The following is a 16,726-nucleotide window of genomic DNA, read 5'->3' as shown; positions in this document are numbered from 1 at the left end:
AAAACCTCATTTCGATATCAATTTCACACACTTTAATCATCCAGAGGGGTCAGTAAGACTTTAATAGCTTCTCCGCTTTTGATTGCCTGGTAAGCTTTATCCCATTGGTCGATAGAGTATTCATGCGTTACCAGGCTTCTTGCGTTCACTTTGCCTTCCTTCATTAATTGGATGGAAGGCTCCCAATCAGCTGGCTTTTGACTTCTGCTTCCAACCACCTGTATTTCCTTCTGAATGACTTTTTCCATATCGAAGGCAACCTGAGCTTCCGGGAAGATGCCGATTTGCGCGAAGTGGCCTTTTTTTCTTAATAAATCTAATCCTTGATTGGCTGCATGAATTGAACCAGAGCATTCTAAGAGAACATCTGCACCGTAACCATTTGTCAGTTCATTTACTTTGTCCTTTAAGTTTTCTTTTTGAAGGTTGATAACATAATCCATGCCAACCTCCGTAGCTTTATCGAGACGGATCTGATCATTTGTCAGGCCGGCAACTAAAACAGTTGCTCCATAGCTTTTTGCCACTTGGGCAGCAAATAAGCCGATTGGGCCCGGGCCGAGGACAATAACCAGATCTCCCTCACGGATTACTGTTTTTTGAATGGCGTGATACGTACACGCCAAGGGCTCTGTCATTGCTGCTGAACGATCATCTACCTCCTGCGGCAAATGGTGAAGACTTTCTTCACGCGCGATTAGATATTTGGCAAAACCGCCATTTACCTGGCTGCCAAGCCCTTTACGATGGTTACATAAATTATAGTCACCTGATTGACAATAGTGGCATTGCCCACAGATAAAAAAGGTGGTTTCTGATGTAACGCGATCACCGATTTTAAAATTTGATACACCTTCTCCAATTTCTACGATTTCACCTGAAAATTCATGTCCTAATGTAACTGGAGCTGCGACTTTATAATGTCCTTCATAGGTATGGATGTCGGAGCCGCAGATTCCGGCGTATGCAACTCTGATTTTTACTTGATGGCTGGAAACAATGGGATCTTCTACATCTTGGAGGTGTAAATTACCATGTCCCAGTTCGGTCTTAACGAGAGCTTTCATCGTTTATTCTCCTCTTCAATAATTTCCTTTTTGTTTCAGTGCGAAAGAAAGGGTTAGCAGAAATAATGATGAGCTATGCTCATGCATTAAAGAAAAGAGAATCATAAGTAATTTTTCATAACATCATTATTTTCTGCTACTTACATATCAAAAGTAACTCTTGATTCAAATAGAATTTTTCATTAATTAAAAAGGTCAAAGAATCTCCAAATTACCCAGTTCACAATATTACCGCCCTGGTCAATACTGGATACCTGCGCTGAACCCTCAGGAAGATTAATATCTGCACGCATCGCCATATCCGTAAATAATGGAGCGATATCTGTTGCCACATAGAGTGAAACTGCAATCATAATCGAACCGACGATAACAGAATGAATAATGTTCCCTTTAGAAGCTCCAACAACAAAGGCAATAACAAATGGAATAGTTGCCAGGTCCCCAAAAGGAAGTACAGCATTTCCTGGTAAAATAACAGCGATCAGTACAGTCACTGGAGTTAAAATTAACGCTGTAGCAATAACAGATGGATGTCCTAAAAGAACAGCTGCATCCAGACCAATATTAATTTCACGATCACCGAAGTGCTTATTCAGCCATGTGCGGGCAGATTCAGATACTGGCATTAATCCTTCCATTAGGATTTTTACCATTCTTGGCATCAATACCATAACGGCAGCCATAGAAATACCAATGTTAATAATGTCACCAACACCATAGCCGGCCAGAGCACCAATTGCAGCTCCCAGAATTAAACCGATAACCATGGAATCTCCAAACACACCAAAGCGCTTTTGAATGGAATCTGGATCAGCATGGAGTTTGTTGATACCAGGGATTTTTTGAAGTCCTTTGACAACAAAAATAAATGGTGCATAAGAAATCGTACTTCCTGTTGCTACTGAAACACCAGGCATCTCATAAAAATCACGAACCATTGGTTGGGTCCAGTCTGCTATTTTCAAACAAATAATCTGGAATAATGTTGCTGCAATTAACCCTTGTACGATACTTCCGGATACGGTATAAACAATCGCTCCCATAAAGGTGTAATGCCAAAAGTTCCAAATATCTACGTTCATTGTTTTCGTGGTTTTAGTTACCAGCATGATAACGTTTACAACTAAACCTAACGGAATAATAAAGGCAGCAATTGTTGATGCCCATGCAATGGATGAGGTTGCCGGCCAGCCAATATCAATTGTATTTAAACTGACACCGAGTCTATCCACCATTCCTTGCGCTGCAGGGCCTAAATTTAAAGTCAATAAGTCTATAACAAGGAAAATACCTACAAATGCAACACCAATTGTCAAACCGGAGCGAAAAGCTTTCCCAGGCTTTTGGCCAAATAAAATTCCAAGTAAAAAGATGACAACAGGTAAAATGACAGTAGCCCCTAAACCTAGAAATGCTTGTATAAAATCAACAAATCCTTGCATAAGAAATTCCCTCCTATGGAATAGGATGCTGCTCTATTTAAGAGGAACTTTAAAAGGAATAGAGCAGCAAAATATTATTTTAGTAATTCTTCTAAAATCTGTTTCTTTGTATCTTCTACACCAATCCCTGTCAGGAATGTGCGTGCATTAATAACCGGGAAAGAATATTCCTTCTTTGTCATTGCAGTAGTAACTAGTAGATCTGCTGTATCCTCGTAGGTACTTACTTCTGCAATTCTGATTTGTTTTAAATCTACCTTTATCCCATTTTCTTTCGCTAATTCTTCAATCGCATTGTTCACTACAGTGGATGTAGCAATTCCTGCTCCGCAAGCTACAAGTACTTGTTTCATAGCTTCTCACCTCCTTTAAAGTCACTCAAATTAAGTTTCTCAGTTACTTGTTTCTTCATCTCCAGCACACTATCTGTCTGAAGTAATTGATCGAGAAAAGTACCTTCTTGAAAAATTTTCATTAAATCCTGCAGAAGCTTAAGCTGTGAATGAGGCTCATCCATTGCCAGCATAAATACGATTTGAACAGGAGTGGTCTCGCTTTCTTCTCCCATAATGACAAAGTCTACCGGATTCTTTAATGTTGCTATGCTGATAGTTTTCTGATTTACATGGACAGCATCTGTATGTGGAATAGCCACAGATACGCCTGCTGTCGGTAATCCAGTTGCAAATTCTTGCTCTCTTTCGATAATTGCCGGAATAAAGCTGTCTTTGACATAATGATGTTTTACTAGATTTTCTCCCATCTGCTGAAGTACCTCAGTGTAGTCAGCAGCCTCTAAATTCATTAAAATAACTTCCTCATTAAAACGAAATTCACTCATGAAATACCACTCCTGCCTTAACTATTAGTGCGTATTCAAAAGTCCTGTTTATTGGGCTTTTTGAACATCCTTCTATAAATCAATTAATAATATAATCTCGAATCAATTTGTATATATATTCCTTCGAACTTGCCTGAATCAGTTTCGGTAACAGGCTAGACGAGGAAGCAACCTTCATTAATTGCATTAGTGCATGAATATGCTGCTTTTTATCAACTGCAGCAATCATAATCATCAAATGAATCTGATGATTTTCTTCCCCGTAAGCGATACCGTTACGAATTTTTAACAGGCTCATACCAACTTTTTGAACACCTTCCTCTGGTGTGGCGTGAGGAATAGCAACATGCTCGCCGATAGCAATATAAGAATCCTCTTTCGAATGCTGAATGGTTGCATCGATGTAATTTGGTGTAATGTATCCAAGTTTAAGTAACGGTGCACCACATAATCGAATGGCCTCATCAAAAGAGGAGACAGATTCCCTTAGCGTAATATGATCTATAGTCAGAAAATCATGTAAGTCTTTCTCTTCATTTGCAGAGGCCTGTTTTGTAATGGCTGCATTCTTATTGCGATGGATGTAAGCATAGAGCTCCTTTCGCAAACTTTTTTCATCAGAGATATTGGAATGCTGCTGAATCTTTTCTATTAAATCGTCCACATTGATTTCATTTGGAATATAATCATATATTTCCAGCATGACTTGTTTTCGAATGCGCTGTTTATCTTCTGCGCGCAGAACCGGTTTGCAGATAAACAGCTTTTTATCTGTCTCTAACGTAATTGGCGAGAAAACGATATCGTAATCCAGCTCGTAATGTAAAAACTCTCTGACAGACAGCCAATCCAAAAATACAAATTCAGGGAACAGCTCACACAGCTGCTGGAACATTAGCCGGGAAACAGAGATTCCGCGCGGGCAGACAACCAGTGCTTTTATTTTCTGGGCTATGCTTTCTCCCTGTTTATGCATCCAGCCGCTGATCAACATGACAATGTAAGTAACTTCATTTTCAGGAATCCTGCTTTCCATCACTTCTTCGAGTGGACTAATTGCTAAATGAACCAGGTGACGGATTTGTTCAAATTCTTCATTCTCGTTATCTTCGAAAAGGATGGAATCTGTCAGCTGATATTTAATCCGGTAGTACGCCGGTGTTAAATGCTGCAAGAGCTTATCAATTAACTGCTTACGATCATGAAAGTTAATACAGGCATTTTTTTCAAAAAGCCGGACCATTTTATCAATCGCCGGAATTAAGTCAGGAATGTAGTCCTCTGTCACCCAAGAATTCCGGTGGACACTGCCAGTTAACAGATTCAATGTAATAAAGATACGCTCAGGAGTTGGAAGACTTTTATCGTATAAAATTTCTTCCGTCGCCTGATATTCCTTTGTATTAGAAAGCTCGTCGTAGCGGATAAAGAAAGGTTGAATTGGATACCCTTTTTGGATTCTCCGCAGAATTAATACAAATATTGCCGGGAGCGACATCATAATTTCATCTGTGAATTGGATGGTAAGCTTTTGTTCCACCCGTTCCAGCCGGCGCTCAAACTGGTCAAGCAGTTCATCCTCGAGCATCAGTATTTCCTGGAGTTTTCTTTTGTTGTCATCATGCAGGATTAATTCATTTGCAAGTCCTATCATCATCTTGCGTGCTTGAAATTCATTTCCTATAATCTGATAACCCTCTTTTCTGGTATGCTGTATTTCCAATTGATAAGAATCTAACAGCCTCTGAGCATGCTTCATATCATTTAAAATGGTGTTTTTGCTGACATCCAGCTGTCTGGTTAAATCGCTTAATGAAATAGTATCTTTTCCGCCCAAGATGGCCATAATCAGAAATTTTACCCGATCCTGTTCAGACATAATTCCGTCCCGGAACTTGGAATCTCCAGCAGAACTTTGCTTCACAGTTGCAGTTAAAATAGAGTGATCGATAATAAATTGACCTTTCCTGGTTCGTTCTATTTCTGGCAAATGATTGTCTTTTAACCAAGCATTTATTTTTTTAAAGGTATAGCCTAACTGTCGGCGAGAAAGATTATATTTATCTGCAAGCTCTGAACTTGAAATACTTGTATCATTGATTAGTGCGTTAAAAATAATCTCTTCTCTTTCTCCTAACACAACGCCTGCCTCCTTTGATTAGAATCATAACAATTGCTGAATAATTAATGAATGCGTTTACATCACAAAGTAGAGAATCATCTTTGTACAACATTGTGATAATGCATCTTGTTTTATCCTACATAAAATTTTGAAATAATAGTAGTAACAGGAAAGTAAAATAAATATTTATTTTACTAGAAAAAGAAATTTATAATTCAAGCTACTGAATAAACTATAAGATTTGCTATGTATTTTGAATAAATGTTAGAGAGATTAAATTATATTTTTTTCTGGCACTGGAAAAATATTTAGACGAGGTAAAGAGGAGTTAAATCTATAATTAGTATCTGCTAATAGGTTCTAGTATAATTAGCTTGTATGTAGTATAATCAGATTATTTCATTCTGCAGATAAATGAATTTAGAGAAGGGGGACCTGAAATATGGCAGAACAAGAACCAAAGAGTTCCCGGACATATGTTGAAATTATTGGTGATACAGTTTATGGGAAGCATTTAATTTTTACAATTATCATCAGCGTGATGTTCAGTTTTATTGGTTTTTTTATAGGCAGAGAGCTTATTTTTCCACGAATTGCTCCAGAGGAAATGATTCAGTCCTATTCATTGCTGCTAGGAATAGCCGGAAGCGTAATAGGCCTGCTGATAAACACGTTTTTATTTAAACCAAAAAGAACCTTAAATGAAACAGCATCTACGAGCAATGAACTATCGGAAATATATGAGAAGCTGCAACTGGATATGGAAGAAGAGCGTGAATCTATATTAAATGATCCAGTAACAGCGCAAGAAATGAAGGAACAAGGATTTTATGACATGTTTATTCCTGATGATAAGGAGCAGCATCACACAGAAGAGAAGAAATGGTGAAAGAGGAGAATGAACAAAAATGGATGTATTACTCATATCAATTCTGCTGGCAATTGTAGCGGGGATTATATTCACCGCAATCGGTTTAATTTCCGGTTCGGATGAAACAGCCGTGCTTGTTCCGGCAACATTAATTGTTGTATTGTTAGGGGCACCGCCAGAGGCCGTTTTTGCATTTTTTATGTCGGCGGTACTTTCAAAGCATCTCACGCATGCGATACCAACTGCGTTAATGGGTGTGCCTGGAGATACAACAGCGACGCCAATGCTGGATCATGCCAACTTTATGCGAAGAATTGGTCTGCCGCATATTGCTTTGCGAAAAATGATTTCTGGAGGAATTATTGGTGCATTTATTGCACTTCCTGTGTCATTGGCATTTGCTGTTTTCTTGAGTCAGTTTGGCGAATTTTTTCAAGAAAATGCAGGGATTATTTTTACTTTAGCCGCTGTTTTAATCGGTTATTTTTCCAAGGGGCGCTGGGCAAGTATTATTTTAATTATTCCACTTGCTCTTGTGATTCAAGGGTTAAATCTGGTCAGCACAACGATTTTAGGAACAGGATTATCCATAAGCTTCTTCCTGGGAATTGCTATTGGACCAATGTTTACAGATATTCTATTAGCGTCTTCTGCAAGTGGACGGTTAATGATTCAGCGTCAACAGCCAAATGAATATAAATTAGCTCCAGAAAAGAAATCCTGGTCCGGCTATTTTCCCAATCCATTTAAAGTTTTAACGAAAAAACAAGCAGGATCAGTCGGTGGAACATCCTTCCTGTCTTCCCTGACCTTTGCTCTCAGTCCTGTCGGGATGACGGCATTGATGGGGGAATTGATAGGATCCCGTGTGAAGGGGCAATACAAAAAATCAACGACTAGTCTTTCTACGATGAATGGTGTAACAGAGTCTACTTATATTGCGGAAACGATTATTCCGCTGGTTGCATTCGGAATTCCGCTCAGTCCTGTAGCAATTGGTCCGGCGCAGGCATTATTTAATGCACCGCCTGTATTTACAACAGAGCCGGTTCATAATCTACATACGTTAATGGAGCCGCTGGATTTTCTTCTTTACGGATTGATCGGAATTATTGTTGCCGCAATTATTGCTTACCCATTCTCAATGAACTTTGCAAGAAAAGCAACAGTTCTTGTCCTAAAACATATTAACCAGGAAGCAATTATAGCGATGTTTATTGGTGTAGTTACGCTGCTTGCGTTTTATGAAGGCGGCCTGGTGAGTGTTACTGTTACTTTTGCAATGGCTATGGTCGGAGGTTTATTGAATCGCTTCCTCGGTGTAGGAATCGGTGTTCAATTTATGATATTCTATGGTTCTAACTGGATTGTAACCACTTTATTGGGAATGTAGGATCTAATAGATAGCGGGGCAGTTGAATCCTGTCCCGCTATTTTTATAAGAAAGAAATGAATAGAAATATTTCAGAGAATAAACCTGTATTAAAATATGGTAAGATATCAGGTGGAAGGATGTGAAGCGAATGAAGTTAATAGCAATTGATTTGGATGGTACGTTACTGGGGGAAGATGGAAAAATTAGCGAAGTAAATCAGGAAGCCATTCGCAAAAGACAAGCGAATGGAGATAGCGTTGTTTTTTGCTCTGGAAGATCACTGCATGATATGAAGGAGATTGCAGCAGCAGCTAATTTGGAGCTTCCACTAATCTGTGCGAATGGTTCATTAACAAGTGTAAATGATGAAATTATCCGCAGCCAGATACTTACTTCAGACAAGTTAATAGAAATAATGGAAAAAGTATCTGAGGCGGAATTATATTTTGAAATTTACACAAATAAAGGTGTATATATCCAAAAAGATAAACAGCCGATTCTGGAAGAGGAAAAGGAAACGCTTTTTGATACACCAGAGGAAAAAGAAAATGCAGAACATATTATTCAAATACAAAATATGCAATATGGTATGGTCGAAGTAGATGATTACTTAGAAGCGGGAGTTGCAGAATTGGAGCCTTACAAAGTGTTTATCCTGTCATTCCGTCGTCAAGAATTAGAGAAGCTTGCGGAAGCCTGGAAGGATAGAGAGGATATCTCTGTAACAACCTCAGGCTATCAAAAATTAGAGGTTGCTCATCCAGATGCGAGTAAAGGAAATGCCTTGAAAGGGCTGGCGGAATACTATCACATTCCCCAGGAAGATGTTGTGGCCGTTGGAGATAACTATAATGATGTTTCCATGTTCCAATATGCAGGAACTGCTGTGGCAATGCAGAATGCAGAGCCGGAAGTAAAGGAATATGCAGATCATGTAACAAGAAGCAATGAAGAAAATGGCGTCGGTTATGCACTGAATGAAATAATCGAGTAATGAAAGACATATTTAAAGCCGCAATTATACTTTTATAAAAAATCCGAATCTGATTCACATTTTTAGATTAAGAAAGTGTGAATTCAGATTCGGATTTTTGTGCAATATTATCGCTATTCTTCTGCATTCTCAATTGTTTTCTTCTTTACAAATTGGAACAATCCAACCTCATGGGCTGCCTGGAATGCACTGACAACGAATGGTCCAAAAATCAGCCCGAGTACCCCGAAAAAGACAAAACCAAAATACATGGATAAGACTGTCGGCAACGCTGCGAGTCCCATTTGATCGCCAAGTACCTTTGGTTCCGTAATCCGTCTGATAACCAGCAGGAATAATGCTAATATCATCAGCTGCAGGCCAGTTGGAACATCTCCGATCATCATCATTAATCCTCCCCAGGGAACAAGGATTAATGCAGGACCGACGTAAAGAGGAATAATATCTACAATCCAGATAATAAAGGTCATTAACAGTGCAAATCGCGGCGAAATAAATAATAAGCTCAAATAAGTAATGACAAAAATCATAATACTAAGTAAGAACTGTGCTTTCCAGTATCCCCAGAACACTACTTTTAAACGACCGAAGAAGTTATTTAATTTGATAGCTGTTTTCTCTGGGAAAAGAGCAAAGAATGCTTGAAACAGCTTTGGTAAATCAAGGCTGAATAAGAAGAAAGTGATAAGATAAACAAGAGATATAAAGAGCAGGTTGGGAATAGATTGCACCCATGATCCGAGCATGCCGATCATGCTCTCCACTAAGTCATATCCGGTGTTTAATAACCGCTCCGATTGTCGTTCCAGTTCACTGATAATTGCATCGCGCTGAGGTAAATCAGCAATCAAATCATTAAATTTATAAATAATTTCATTAATAATAGATTGAATTTCACTTCCATACTTCGGAACATTATAGCTCCATTCTACAATACGGCTGATTGTGCTTGTAAGCATAACATAAAGCAATGCGCACGCTGCCACTACAAATGTTGTAAAGACAATGGTTACCGGCCAAATTCGTTTTTCTGTTTTTAAAGCTTTCTTCAACAGCTTTACCAGCGGTTCAAAAATAACTGCTGTCAGTAATGCGAGTAAGACAGGTATAAATACTGAAAAGTAAAAGTACAAGAACACACCAAGTGCTACAAGTAAAATACCGATAATAATTTTCTTAATTAATGCTTGGTTTAACAAAAGCTTTCCTCCTGCCAGTAAAAACAATAATTTCTTATAAAGGACTTTTTGAACACATACACCTATAGTATTATTTTATAGTCCGATTCTCAACTTGTAAACTAGAACGAGGGGCGTTATGGAATAAGAAGCGGCTTTACACATGCTTACTGAATAAAAAATCCGCCAACTTCATTATTTCCATTAACAGATACATTTAAAACAACAGGCTGATTATTAAATGCTCCCTCATAAAGAATGGAGTAATATCCATCAACTTGCTGCTCATCCACATAGTCGTATCCTGCAAACTTCCCGAAATCTGTAGTAAGCTGATCCCAAATCTCTTCTAAATCAGCTGCAGTTACTTCAGACGCCATAGTATCATCAAAAAGTGCTGCTGCCCCTTCAAAATCTTCATCAGCCACCAGTGTTAAAAATGCTTCAGCAGTTTCAGAGGCCTCCTTAGATGTTATGGAAGCAGTATCCTCATTGCCTGTTGTTTCTTCCTCTTCCGTCTCTTCTTGATTTGTCTGTGTATCTTCCGGGCTATTGTCATTATCTGTTTCAGAGGGTGAATCTGAATTTCCACATGCTGCAAGTACGATAATTAATAAAAAAGATGTTAATAGAATAATTAATTGTTTTAATTTCATTTTTATGCTCCTTTTTTTAATTTTTATGCTCAATAATCCAGTCGCTTATATCTGTAATTACTTTTTCATCAACATGACCGGGAATTTGGTATTCTTGAACACTTCCTTTATTTTCTCCCTGAGACAAAATAAAGATATGATTAAGGTTTGGATATGATTTTAACGTTACCTGCGGGTCATTCTCAAAAATGCTTTGCCATGCGGCGAAATCCTTTTCCATCGTTACCTGGAAATCTGCTTCTCCCTGAAGGACAAGTATCGGTTTGTTGGAATCAAGGGCTATCTGGCCAACATCATACTGATCCATTTCTTGAAAATAATATCCGCTCATTCCAGAAAGATCATATTCCATTGCTTCTTCTGCAGACATATCCTGAAAGCTTTCTGTAAGCTCTTTAAATGCTTCAGCCTGCTCCTTTACCCGCTCTTTTGCTTTATCACTCAGATTTTCAGGAATCAAATCTAATTGCTGATCGTACATAATTTCCCATAGAGAACGAGGAGAACCGGCTAAAAGAATCATTCCGGCTGTATCTGCTTCTTCATCAATCCGTGGTGCAAGCATTCCACCAAGTGAGTGTCCGCCAATATATACTTGATCTGCCTGAATTCGATCATCCGCTTGTAGCAGACGTGCTGCTTCTACTGCATCATCAATGGTTTCTTCTTTAACTGTCAGGGCAGGACCTAAATCTTCCATCATTTTCGCACCGTGCGTAAATGTACGCTTATCATAGCGGAGAACAGCAATTCCATTCTCTGCTAATCCGTAGGCAATATCTTGAAAAGGCTTGTAACTGTAGATAGCCTCATCCATATCACTCGGTCCTGAGCCTTGTACGAGCACGACAGCAGGAAAAGGTCCTTCTCCATCATCCGGAAGGGTCAGCTTTCCACTTAAGGGGTAGCCTTCCTCAGCTTCGATTGTAATTTCTTCCTCTACAGCTGAACCAGGCAGTGTTAACTCTTCATACAGGCGCTCAATTTGTAAGCTTTCCAGCTTTTCTTCTTCATTCCATTTCGTTTTAACCGTCACTGTTGCGTCATCAAAAATAACTTCACCAGAAACAGTTGTTTTTTCCTCCTTAGCAGCAGCTTCCATGTTCTTTATTTCATCCAATACAGTTCCTCGATTTGCTTCCCAGGAGAGCTGTAATTCTGCAGCTGGATATTTTTCCTGCAATGCTTCTGAAAAGTATTCTTGTTCAATCTGCTGGTACTCCTCCCCCTGTAATTGCTGAATCAATTTTTCGGTATTTTCTTCAGCGGTACTCTCTTGGCTTGAACAGGCAGAGAGGATGGCAAGGCTAAGACCAATAAGAAATATGTATTTTTTTCGCAAGCTCTTCACTCCTCTTTATGATTGTGCTAAGTATTGATTGATTATTTTAAGGTTATATACATACTTACGATTGAGATAAGATTATGTTTCAAAACTGCTTAATTATTTGTTGATTAGCAGAACTTTCGTTAAGATGGAAGTATACTTTTGACATGATTTCGAAGGGAAGAGGTGGGAAAGTTTGCCTACAAATACAGAATTATTTCAAATAAAAACAAATAAGAAGCAGGAATTCGTTTTTTTAGATAGCCAGCTGGAAGAAATTTTAGCAAATAGCGGTGTGCAGGAAGGGATCATGATTGTGTATTGTCCACACACAACTGGTGCGATTACGATTAATGAAAATGCTGACCCAGATGTCCGACGTGATTTATCACTTGGTATGAACGAAACCTTTCCGAATAAAGCGGCTTATGTTCATATGGAGGGAAACTCAGATGGTCATATGAAATCCTCCGTTGTGGGGGCCAGCGAAACGTTAATTATTTCAAATGGACAGCTAGTCCTTGGAACATGGCAGAGTATTTATTTTTGTGAGTTTGATGGACCAAGAACACGGAAGGTATATGTCAAAATTATTGAAGGATAAGGCTTGTACATAAAGGGGGAAATAAAAGTATGACTGCAGAGGCATTATTATTTAATCCGCAAAGACATATTGAATTAGAAGGAACACAAAATATTCGTGATTTAGGAGGCTATCCGACAAAGGATGGCAAACAGACAAAATGGGGGAAATATTACCGTGCTGATTCCTTACATAATGTATCCCCGGAGGGACATGCTTTTTTGCAAAAGGAAAAAGGCGTCCATACCATTATAGATTTGCGTCTCAGCATGGAAGGAAAGTATAGAAAAGAAGATAAAGCACTTTATGATTTTTATAATATTCCATTGCTGGATCCAGCTACATTTACAACAAAAATTCCGAAAAGTCTTATAGATATGTATATCTTAATGTTGGAGACCAGTAAACCGAAATTTAAAGAAATCATGGACATATTTCTAAAAAAGCAAGGAAATCCTGTTCTTTTTCATTGTCGTGTCGGAAAGGATCGTACGGGTGTCCTGGCTGCTATTTTATTAGATTTAGCAGGTGTACCTAGAGATATTATTGTGAAGGATTATGCTTTAACAGGAGAGTACAAGAAAATAACGGATGAAGAGCTTAATAATCGCCCGCTGCTGATGTCGCGCAATCAATTTAAAACAATGTTGGAATGTGAGCCTTCTTATATGGAAGCGTTCTTGGACTATATGTATGAAAAATATGAGAATGCTGCCGGCTTCTTAAAAACGATTGGTTTGACGGTAGAAGAGATTAAAGCATTACATGATGATTTTGTAGTAGAGGATGTTCAAAAAGCTCAATAAAGATGACACGGCGATAAGAGGATCTTCTACTAAGAACGCCCACGTCGTGTGGACAACGTAGAAGCCACCGCAACACGTGAGAAATACGTTTGGAAATAGCAGCTAGTCGCCTTGAACTTTCGACGCACAGGATATGCTAGTGTCAGCGTTGCAGCAACTTTTTTCGATGGGGTGAGTAATCGCAACCCCAGGACGACGCGGTCTTAGCCGACGGGTCCTGTTTACCGGACTTTTTGAACACACATTAGAAGAAGCATAAGAAAAAGGGAGTTTAACAGGCCTATGCCGTGTTATTCTCCCTTTTTCTATTTTCCAGATACCTAATAATATGGCGGATACGGGTATCCATTATAGTATCCAGGAGGCCCGGCCGGTCCAGGAGGGCCTGGTGGACCCGGCGGACCGTAATATCCCATTGGTCCCGGTGGTCCAGGAGGTCCGGGCGGCCCTGGGGGACCATAGAATCCTGGTCCGGGACCAGAACCAAAGGCACTTCCTAATAAGCCGCCAGCTAACCCGCCGATAAATGGAAAAAAGAACGCACGCTGCTCTGGTCCATGTTGATGAAGGGCTTGAGCAGGGTATGGGCTATATTGTGAAGCAGGCATATCAAACTGCTCTGGATGCTGATAATCCATCACTTGATATTCATCTGCATGTGAATAAGCATGATTTGGGTCAGGTTGCATATACATTCCTCTTTTCTGTATGAGCTATATACCTAACCTATGCAGCTGCTTCGATTTTGTTCATCCGTTCTCCCGTATCGTCTGAACTTAACGGCGGAATAAGCGCATAACGAAACTGACAACGACAATAAGGATAATAGCACCAATCAGAGCAGGGATAATATAGAATCCTCCTATTTCAGGTCCTAACTCTCCAAAGATAGCAGAACCAAGCCAGGCACCGATGAAACCTGCCAGAATATTTCCGATAATTCCACCTGGTAAATCCTTACTTACTATTAATCCGGCTATCCAGCCGATGATTCCACCAACAATTAGACTCCAAATAAAACTAAACATAAAAATCATTCCTTTCTATATTTTATCTATTTCCAAATATAAGTATTTTAAACTTAAAATTATTCATTTTTTTGATGTCTTAATGTATATAGCATTATTGGAGAAATAATTTATTTTATATTCGAGAATAAAGACCTTTTTGATTTGGGTTTATTTTTATAGGCAATAAGTATTGATTCAACTATTAAATCCCGTAATTATTTCAGGAAATGTAATCTGAAATATGCACAACTTTAGTTTGTTTAAATGGTTATATGAATTATTTTTTTAATAAAAAAGACCTTTTTATGTTTATTAATAGAATCTATTATATTGCATAATTACCTTTTAATTACTTTTATTACCTTTTTAATGGAAATAATAAAAAGTTTTTATAAAATTTCTCATTTTTAGATACATTTTCTCTCATTTCTTCCGATAAATAAATATAGACAATTAGGAGAGATGGAAAAATGAAAAAAATATTCAAAGCCAAAGGAATACGATTTAAATTAGTCTTATCTTTTATCTTAATTTTATTAGTACCGGGAATAACCATTGGAGTAATGTCATATTTTAGTTCAATGAATACGATAGAACAGCAAAAGCGGGATCAGGTACAGGAGTTAACCGCAGTGATGAATCAGACAATTAATAATACATTTGAACTGAAGCAGAATGATATGAAAGTCTTATCGAGCGTCATTACGGCAGATGTAATAGAGGATACAGACGAATTAGAGAGAATAATGTCTGATTATATCGGGTTACATCCTGAGGCTCCTGAGTTTTATCTTGGGACTGCAGAGGGAGATTACCATATGCAGCCGGATTTAGAGATGGAGGATGGCTATGATCCAAGAGAGCGTGACTGGTATCAGGAAGCAATGGCAAATCCGGAAGAAGTGATTATATCTGATCCTTATCTGACAGTGAGCGGCGACGGACAGATAGCTGTCAGTATTTCTAAAGCACTGGAAGATGGATCAGGAGCAATTGGCATTGATGTATCTATGGACTTTATTCAGCAGCTTGTATCAGAAATGAGTATAGGTAAAAATGGTTACGCTATCCTGCTGGATACAAATCAAAACTTTATTTATCATCCAGAATCAGAAGCCGGGGAAGAAGCGGAAGAATCTTTCTACCAGAAAATGTATGATAATGATTCCGGTACATTTAACTATGAATACAATAATATGTCTAAAATTATGGTATATGATACAAACAGTTTGACAGGCTGGAAGCTGGGAGGAACAATTGATGAAAGTGAAGTAGGGACTACTGCTATGTCAATTTCTACTCCGGTTACTATTACGCAGGGTATTACCTTAATTATCGGAACAGTTGTTATTTTACTACTTATCCGTTCCATTATCCGTCCAATTAAGGATTTAAAAGAAAAAGCAGAAATTATCAGTACGGGAGACTTAACACAATCGGTTGAAGTTAAAACAAATGATGAAATTGGTCAGTTGGGTACAGCTTTTAATAAAATGGGAGAAACCTTGCGGGAATTAGTCAGGGATGTTGAATTGAATGCACAGCAGGTTGCCGCATCTGCTGAAGAATTAAATGCAAATGCAGACCAGATGACAAGCTCATCCGAACAGGTATCTCTGGCAATCCAGGAAGTATCCTCCAGCGCCGAGCATCAGTTAAGCGGAACAGAGGACGGTGTTCATTCACTGGAAGAGGTATCAACAGGTGTCGGCAGAGTAGTGGAAAGCTCTACACAAGTGACAGAATTGGTTCAAAAAATGAACACGCAGGCAGAGGTCGGCGGACAGGCTGTGAGTGATACATTGAATCAGATGACCTCTATTCAGTCGTCTGTTGAGAATACTAATGAAAATATTTCATCTTTATTAGAACGTTCGAAACAGGTTAACACAATTTTAAATGCAATTACAGATATATCTGAACAGACAAATCTTTTAGCATTAAATGCAGCGATTGAAGCAGCACGTGCTGGAGAGCATGGAAAAGGGTTTGCGGTAGTAGCAGATGAAGTCCGGAAGCTAGCTGAACAGTCCAAGCTTTCAGCTACACAAATCAGAGATATTATCGTCGGAATTCAAACGGATGTAGAGAATGCGGTCGATAAAATGTCACAAGTAACCTCTAATGTAAATAGCGGACTGGATGTTTCCTATGATGCGATTGATAAATTTGGGGAAATCATGCGCTCCAGTGAGAGTATTAAACCGCAAATGGAGGAGGTTACATCCATCTCAGAGCAAATGTCTGCAGCTGTAGGACAATTAACGGAAACAGTGAGCGACTTAGCATCTATTGCCCGCAATAATGCGGCATCTTCACAGGAAGTGGCGGCGTCCTCTGAAGAACAGCTTGCGTCTATGGAAGAAATCTCTGCATCTGCGAAATCACTATCAGCAATGGCTGAAGATTTATCAGAGAAAGTTTCAAAATATAAATATTGAATCAGGATGAAAA

Annotated in this window: 16 protein-coding genes; 6 read left to right on the top strand and 10 right to left on the bottom strand. The window is 38.7% G+C overall.

Going from position 1 to position 16,726, the window contains the following annotated elements; translation table 11 throughout:
- Nucleotides 1-32: 32 nt before the first annotated feature.
- The 5 genes from OSO01_RS12105 to OSO01_RS12085 form a co-directional block, all read right to left on the bottom strand.
- A complete protein-coding gene (locus OSO01_RS12105) occupies nt 33-1,067 on the bottom strand; it encodes a zinc-binding dehydrogenase (RefSeq protein WP_147210699.1) in 1,035 nt (344 codons plus the stop codon).
- 182 nt (nt 1,068-1,249) lie between these two features.
- Entirely contained in the window at nt 1,250-2,509 is a 1,260-nt protein-coding gene (locus OSO01_RS12100; protein WP_147210698.1) for a PTS galactitol transporter subunit IIC, read from the bottom strand.
- A 74-nt stretch (nt 2,510-2,583) separates the two neighbouring features.
- Nucleotides 2,584-2,862, bottom strand: coding sequence for a PTS sugar transporter subunit IIB (locus OSO01_RS12095; protein ID WP_147210697.1), 279 nt, complete (start codon nt 2,860-2,862; stop codon nt 2,584-2,586).
- Complete coding sequence (locus OSO01_RS12090; RefSeq protein WP_147210696.1) at nt 2,859-3,350, bottom strand: PTS sugar transporter subunit IIA; 492 nt, start codon at nt 3,348-3,350, stop codon at nt 2,859-2,861. The genes OSO01_RS12095 and OSO01_RS12090 overlap by 4 nt, the downstream gene beginning before the upstream one ends.
- A gap of 79 nt (nt 3,351-3,429) precedes the next feature.
- Nucleotides 3,430-5,490, bottom strand: a complete 2,061-nt coding sequence (locus tag OSO01_RS12085; protein ID WP_147210695.1) for a BglG family transcription antiterminator — start codon at nt 5,488-5,490, stop codon at nt 3,430-3,432.
- 424 nt (nt 5,491-5,914) lie between these two features.
- Here OSO01_RS12085 and OSO01_RS12080 point away from each other — a divergent pair, with 424 nt between their 5' ends.
- From OSO01_RS12080 to OSO01_RS12070, 3 genes are all read left to right on the top strand, one after another.
- Nucleotides 5,915-6,361 carry a hypothetical protein gene (locus OSO01_RS12080; protein WP_147210694.1) on the top strand — a complete coding sequence of 149 codons (447 nt, stop codon included), beginning with the start codon at nt 5,915-5,917 and terminating at the stop codon, nt 6,359-6,361.
- A 19-nt stretch (nt 6,362-6,380) separates the two neighbouring features.
- Nucleotides 6,381-7,736: a tripartite tricarboxylate transporter permease gene (locus OSO01_RS12075; RefSeq protein WP_147210693.1), complete on the top strand. Its 1,356-nt coding sequence runs from the start codon at nt 6,381-6,383 to the stop codon at nt 7,734-7,736.
- Between the two features lie 130 nt (nt 7,737-7,866).
- The gene (locus OSO01_RS12070; protein ID WP_147210692.1) at nt 7,867-8,712 is read left to right on the top strand and encodes a Cof-type HAD-IIB family hydrolase; all 846 of its coding nucleotides are present in this window, start codon (nt 7,867-7,869) and stop codon (nt 8,710-8,712) included.
- 113 nt (nt 8,713-8,825) lie between these two features.
- Here the strand turns inward: OSO01_RS12070 and ytvI are convergent, their stop codons facing one another.
- From ytvI to OSO01_RS12055, 3 genes are all read right to left on the bottom strand, one after another.
- Complete coding sequence (gene ytvI / locus OSO01_RS12065) at nt 8,826-9,911, bottom strand: sporulation integral membrane protein YtvI (RefSeq protein ID WP_147210691.1); 1,086 nt, start codon at nt 9,909-9,911, stop codon at nt 8,826-8,828.
- Nucleotides 9,912-10,057: 146 nt separating this feature from the next.
- Nucleotides 10,058-10,546: a DUF3887 domain-containing protein gene (locus OSO01_RS12060; protein ID WP_147210690.1), complete on the bottom strand. Its 489-nt coding sequence runs from the start codon at nt 10,544-10,546 to the stop codon at nt 10,058-10,060.
- Between the two features lie 16 nt (nt 10,547-10,562).
- Complete coding sequence (locus tag OSO01_RS12055; RefSeq protein ID WP_186813650.1) at nt 10,563-11,888, bottom strand: alpha/beta hydrolase; 1,326 nt, start codon at nt 11,886-11,888, stop codon at nt 10,563-10,565.
- 181 nt (nt 11,889-12,069) lie between these two features.
- Here OSO01_RS12055 and OSO01_RS12050 point away from each other — a divergent pair, with 181 nt between their 5' ends.
- The gene (locus tag OSO01_RS12050; RefSeq protein ID WP_147210688.1) at nt 12,070-12,477 is read left to right on the top strand and encodes a secondary thiamine-phosphate synthase enzyme YjbQ; all 408 of its coding nucleotides are present in this window, start codon (nt 12,070-12,072) and stop codon (nt 12,475-12,477) included.
- Nucleotides 12,478-12,506: 29 nt separating this feature from the next.
- Nucleotides 12,507-13,262 (top strand): tyrosine-protein phosphatase, encoded by a 756-nt coding sequence (locus tag OSO01_RS12045; protein WP_147210687.1) that lies wholly within the window; start codon nt 12,507-12,509, stop codon nt 13,260-13,262.
- Nucleotides 13,263-13,582: 320 nt separating this feature from the next.
- Here OSO01_RS12045 and OSO01_RS23930 read toward each other — a convergent pair whose 3' ends face one another.
- Together OSO01_RS23930 and OSO01_RS12040 are read right to left on the bottom strand one after the other, a co-directional pair.
- A complete protein-coding gene (locus OSO01_RS23930) occupies nt 13,583-13,951 on the bottom strand; it encodes a hypothetical protein (RefSeq protein WP_186813655.1) in 369 nt (122 codons plus the stop codon).
- A gap of 87 nt (nt 13,952-14,038) precedes the next feature.
- Nucleotides 14,039-14,290, bottom strand: coding sequence for a GlsB/YeaQ/YmgE family stress response membrane protein (locus OSO01_RS12040; protein WP_147210686.1), 252 nt, complete (start codon nt 14,288-14,290; stop codon nt 14,039-14,041).
- A 452-nt stretch (nt 14,291-14,742) separates the two neighbouring features.
- On the opposite strand from OSO01_RS12040, the gene OSO01_RS12035 reads away from it, so the two are divergent.
- Nucleotides 14,743-16,713 (top strand): methyl-accepting chemotaxis protein, encoded by a 1,971-nt coding sequence (locus OSO01_RS12035; RefSeq protein WP_147210685.1) that lies wholly within the window; start codon nt 14,743-14,745, stop codon nt 16,711-16,713.
- Nucleotides 16,714-16,726: the final 13 nt, after the last annotated feature.

Origin of the sequence: Oceanobacillus sojae (genome assembly GCF_007991515.1) — a bacterium.
In the GTDB taxonomy this organism is placed as follows: domain Bacteria; phylum Bacillota; class Bacilli; order Bacillales; family Amphibacillaceae; genus Oceanobacillus; species Oceanobacillus sojae.
Note: the sequence above shows the minus strand (reverse complement) of the source record. Positions and strands in the feature narration are given on the sequence as shown.